Origin of the sequence: Mesorhizobium sp. M5C.F.Ca.IN.020.29.1.1, from assembly GCF_003997375.1 — a bacterium.
In the GTDB taxonomy this organism is placed as follows: Bacteria; Pseudomonadota; Alphaproteobacteria; order Rhizobiales; family Rhizobiaceae; genus Mesorhizobium; species Mesorhizobium wenxiniae.
This window is the reverse complement of sequence record NZ_RZSW01000498.1, coordinates 1-4,735: the sequence shown is the minus strand read 5'-3', so window position 1 is coordinate 4,735 and position 4,735 is coordinate 1. Positions and strand designations below refer to the sequence as shown.

Below are 4,735 nucleotides of genomic sequence, written 5' to 3'. Positions count from 1 at the left end.
GTTCCAATACAAGACCTTGTTTTCCGGTGGCGGCACGACGCCCTGCGGCACGTCTTCGCCAATTGCGGCACAGAAGCTTTCGACGACCTTGTCGGCTTCCGGGCCAAGAGCCAGCACCGTGTCGACACCTGCCAGCACGTCCCGCGAAACCAGATCGGGATGAACTGTGACCAGAATGGTCGCCGAAAGGCTTTTTGGAAGCGCAAAGGATGTGCCATCCCGCGCATGCGGCAACAGGTGGTGTGCTTCGTCGATGATCAGCCAGTGCGGGCGTCCGGTGCGGGCGCGAAGCGCGGCAAGCTCCGGCAGCAGCTTGGCGAAGGCGTTTGGCCGCTCCGCGGTCTTGATCCCGAGCATGTTGACGGCGACATTGTTGGACGGTTTGGACAAGAGGTCGAAGATTTCGCGCGAGCTCGGCGGGCTTTTGGCGTCGCCAACCACCAGCACGTCCTCCAGTTCCTCGTAGTCGCCCTCCGGGTCGAGCACGCAAAACTGGAAGCCTTGCTCGACGAAGCGTTCGGTCAGGGCGGTGGCGAGGGTGGATTTCCCGATCCCCGACGTGCCGGCCAGCAGCACGCCGCCGCCGCGCGGTGAAAGGTGCATCACCGCGCCAGACCCGTCGTCCGCGCCAATCTCAATGCGTTGCCGCGCCGTGTCCAGCAAGGCGGCGTCATGCGAGATGAGGCCCTCGATCAACTCCCTCACGCCCGCGCCGCGGGCACCATTCGTCACGTGGCCCGCCGTCTCCCTTACCTTCGGCAGTGCATTGGCGACTGCAACTCCGAAGCCGACGGCGCGCAGAAAGGCATGGTCGTTCTCCGCATCGCCGATGCCGACGACATTGTGGGCGGACAATCCCAGATCCTCGAGGGCAGCCGCAAGACCGGTCGCCTTGTTGACCCCGCTCGGCAGCACCATGACGGCACCCTTGTTGAAGATGATCTCCAGCTCCAGGCCAAGGTCCTTGATCACTTCCAGCACGATGGTCTCGTTGGGCTCCCTGGTGGCGACGACGGAACGTCCTATCGACAGGGGCGCGATCTTGCGGATCATCAGCCTGTCGACGAATTCCGCCGGAGGCGCAGGCGCCAGGATGCGCTCCTCCTTCGAAGCCGGCGTGTAGACGAGCGCGCCATTTTCGGCGACGACCTTGTCGAAAATGCCAAGCTCCGGGAAAACGCTTTCGAGATCGGCAAGCTCGCGACCGGTGACCATTATCAACTTGCGGCCGGTTTCCTTCAGCCGCCCGAGCGCGGCACGGGTGGCATCGGAAACGATCCCGTTTTCCGCGAGCGTGCCGTCGTAGTCAGTGGCTAGTGCAAGAGCATACATTGAACTGTCCGTCGGTAGTCCGAAGCTGACCCGAGAAGCTTTCTCGCCGAACTGAGCGGAAAGCCATCTGCTCCAGTGACTTTGTCTTGGCTGATCGGTTCAAACGGCGCTGGCTGCCGATTGTTCCCGGCGGCGGAAGGCAAGAGTTGCTGAGGCCTTGCTTTTGCTTAAGCATTTCCAAACCGGTACCCGCTTGCTAGCCGACAATCCTGAATCCGTTCGGCTCCTGGCCGGGATCGACGTCTTGGGATTTCACGCTGGAGACCGACGCCCCGGTCGGCCCTTCCCACAACCGGTTCATCATCGTCGAAACCGCGCCCTCGGCTCCGACGATCAGTGCCGTTACGGATCCGTCATCCTCGTTGCGAACCCATCCGGACAGACCGAGCTTCTCGGCTTCCGTCCGTGTCCACACGCGAAAAGAGACGCCTTGCACCCTTCCACTCAGCCTGACGCGTACCGCTTTGCGCCCGTCCTCCATGGTCACCTCCGTGCAGCTGGTTTGTCCACACCTTCAACTCACTAGCGGCGAAAAAGGCTCCGCCTTGTCGGCAACGGAACCATGGGGCGGCGGCTTTGTTTAAAGACGGACAGTTGCAGGTTGCGGGTGCCTCGGAGCCACGATTTCATGACCAACGATTCTCCAAAGGGACGCGCCATCCCGGCATCCGTTCCGACGATCGACGCGAAAGCGGAGCCAACGCTTCGCTACGCCGAGGCCGAGGTATTCTACACCGAGGCGATCCGCGAGCTTGCCGCGACGGACATTCCCTTTCTTGTCGCCGGCACCTACGCGGTGAGCGCCTACACAGGCGTTACGCGCCAGACGAAGGATCTCGACATTTTCTGCAAGGCCGGCGATTACGCCCGCATTCTCGCTCATTTCAAGCAGGCCGGTTATGCGGTCGAGATATTGGATGACCGGTGGCTCGGCAAGGTCTTCAAGGGCACGCATTTCTTTGACGTCATATTCGCCTCGGCGAACGGAACCATGCCTGTCAGCGACCTGTGGCTGGAGCACGCAAGGCAAATCGATTTGCTGGGCAGTCGGGTGCGGATCGTCGGTCCGACCGAGCTTATCTGGTCCAAGTGCTTCATCCAAGACAGAGGCCGCCATGACGGCGCCGACGTCGCTCATACAATCCTCAAGGCGCAGGATCAGATCGACTGGCACCGGCTGCTTTCCTACCTCGAAGTTCATTGGGAGGTGCTGTTGATGCAGCTTCTCAATTTCCGATGGATCTATCCGAGCGAGCGCGATCATGTACCAGCCTGGCTGCTCGACGAATTGCTTGACCGTCTCGCCAAGCAGAGGGAGCTGCCCACCCCCCGAATGAAGATCTGCCGCGGACGGCTGCTTTCGCCGACCGACTACGAGATCGACGTCAAAGAATGGGGCTTTGCCGGCGTCGGTGGAACAGGAGAATTTCGTGATGGCTGAGAAGGGCATAACCGCCAAGGCAAGGGTTGGGAACGGCGACACGGTGAGGATTGCGGCTGTTGGCGACCTGCACGTGCAGGAAGACGCCGAGACCTCTTGTCGTGATCTCTTCGGCGAGGTCTCGCGCGAAGCGGACGTCCTCGTTCTCACTGGCGACCTCACCAATCTCGGCAGGCCCCGAGAGGCCGAAATCCTTGCTGAGGATTTGCGCGCCTGCGCAATCCCGGTCGTCGCTGTGCTCGGCAACCATGACTATGAATCCGGTGCGGTCGAGGACGTCGCCCACATCCTTCGGCAGGCAGGCGTCCATCTTCTTGACGGTCAGACGACGGAAATCAAGGAGGTCGGCTTTGTCGGCGTGAAGGGTTTCATTGGCGGTTTTGGATCACGCATGCTCGGCTCGTTCGGCGAGCCGGCGATCAAGGCGATGGTCGCTGAAAGCGTCAGCGAGTCGATGCGGCTCGAAAACGCAATGCGGCAGGTTCGCACCAATCGTACGCTCGTCGTCCTGCACTACGCTCCGGTCGTCGAGACAGTCGCTGGCGAGCCATTGGAGATTTTTCCGTTCCTGGGCTCGTCGCGCCTGGCGGAGACGATCGATCGGTTCAAGGTCAGCGCCGTGGTGCATGGCCACGCGCATCGCGGCGTCTATGAAGGTCGCACGCCCGGCGGTGCCCCGGTATATAACGTCGCCATGCACGTGGCGAAGCCGACCGGCCGTCCTTACGCCTTGCTCGAAATCTGAAACACCCTGTGGGTGGTCAGCGGTCGATCTCGCCGAACACGATATCGAGCGACCCGATGATCGCAGCGACATCGGCGATCATGTGCCCCCGCGACAGAAAATCCGTCGCCTGCAAATGGGCAAAGGACGGCGCCCGGATCTTGCATCGATACGGAGTATTGCTGCCGTTCGACACCAGATAGACGCCGAACTCGCCCTTCGGCGCCTCCACGGCGGCATAGACCTCTCCGGCGGGCACGCGAACACCCTCCGTGTAGAGTTTGAAATGGTGGATAGTCGCTTCCATCGAGCGTTTCATCGTCGCCCGCGGAGGTGGCGTGATTTTGTGGTTTGGAATTGCCACCGGCCCTTGGCCCTCGGGCGATCGCAATTTTTCCAGGCATTGCTTCATGATCCGGACCGATTGGCGCATTTCCTCCATGCGGACGAGATAGCGGTCATAGCAGTCGCCGTTTTTGCCGATCGGAATGTCGAAATCCATCTCGGGGTAGCATTCATATGGCTGTGCCTTGCGCAAATCCCATGCCGCTCCCGACCCGCGCACCATGGGGCCGGAGAAGCCCCAGGCCCAGGCGTCGTCCTGCCCGATCACACCGACATCGACATTGCGCTGCTTGAAGATGCGGTTGCCGGTGAGCAATTCGTCGAGGTTGTCGCAGACCTTGAGGAACGGGTCGCAGAAAGCCCAGATGTCGTCCAGAAGCTTCGCAGGCAAGTCCTGATGCACGCCGCCGACCCTGAAATAATTAGCATGCATGCGGGCGCCGGAGGCGCGCTCGTAGAAAACCATCAGCTTCTCGCGCTCAGCGAAGCCCCAGAGCGGCGGAGTCAGCGCGCCGATGTCCATGGCCTGTGTCGTGACGTTGAGGAGATGCGACAAGAGCCGGCCGATTTCGCAAAAGAGAACACGGATGAGCTGTCCGCGCTTCGGGACCGAGATTTCGAGCAGCTTCTCGGCGGCGAGGCAGAACGCATGCTCCTGGTTCATCGGCGCCACGTAATCGAGCCGGTCGAAATAGGGCAGGGCCTGCAGATAGGTCTTGTACTCGATGAGTTTTTCCGTGCCGCGGTGGAGCAGGCCGATATGGGGATCGGCGCGGTCGACGATCTCGCCGTCCAGTTCCAGCACCAGCCGCAGAACGCCGTGAGCAGAGGGATGCTGCGGCCCGAAGCTGAGGGTGAAGCTGCGAACTGCTGCTTCGACCATGACGGTGTTC

Annotated in this window: 5 protein-coding genes; 2 read left to right on the top strand and 3 right to left on the bottom strand. The window is 61.4% G+C overall.

The genetic code is table 11. The features are described from left to right. Both EOA85_RS28075 and EOA85_RS28070 read right to left on the bottom strand, forming a co-directional pair. A partial coding sequence (locus EOA85_RS28075) for an HAD family hydrolase (RefSeq protein ID WP_127211934.1) occupies positions 1–1,332 on the bottom strand: 1,332 nt, incomplete at its 3' end. A gap of 196 nt (positions 1,333–1,528) precedes the next feature. Next, the gene (locus EOA85_RS28070) at positions 1,529–1,813 is read right to left on the bottom strand and encodes an acylphosphatase (RefSeq protein ID WP_065006638.1); all 285 of its coding nucleotides are present in this window, start codon (positions 1,811–1,813) and stop codon (positions 1,529–1,531) included. Positions 1,814–1,960: 147 nt separating this feature from the next. Between EOA85_RS28070 and EOA85_RS28065 the strand changes: the two genes are divergently transcribed. Then, positions 1,961–2,773: a nucleotidyltransferase family protein gene (locus tag EOA85_RS28065; protein WP_029350560.1), complete on the top strand. Its 813-nt coding sequence runs from the start codon at positions 1,961–1,963 to the stop codon at positions 2,771–2,773. Continuing rightward, a complete protein-coding gene (locus EOA85_RS28060; protein ID WP_127211933.1) occupies positions 2,766–3,518 on the top strand; it encodes a metallophosphoesterase in 753 nt (250 codons plus the stop codon). Before EOA85_RS28065 ends, EOA85_RS28060 begins: the two co-directional genes overlap by 8 nt. A gap of 16 nt (positions 3,519–3,534) precedes the next feature. Here EOA85_RS28060 and EOA85_RS28055 read toward each other — a convergent pair whose 3' ends face one another. Further along, on the bottom strand, positions 3,535–4,725 hold the full coding sequence (locus tag EOA85_RS28055) for an NADH-quinone oxidoreductase subunit D (protein WP_127211935.1): 1,191 nt from the start codon (positions 4,723–4,725) through the stop codon (positions 3,535–3,537). Positions 4,726–4,735: the final 10 nt, after the last annotated feature.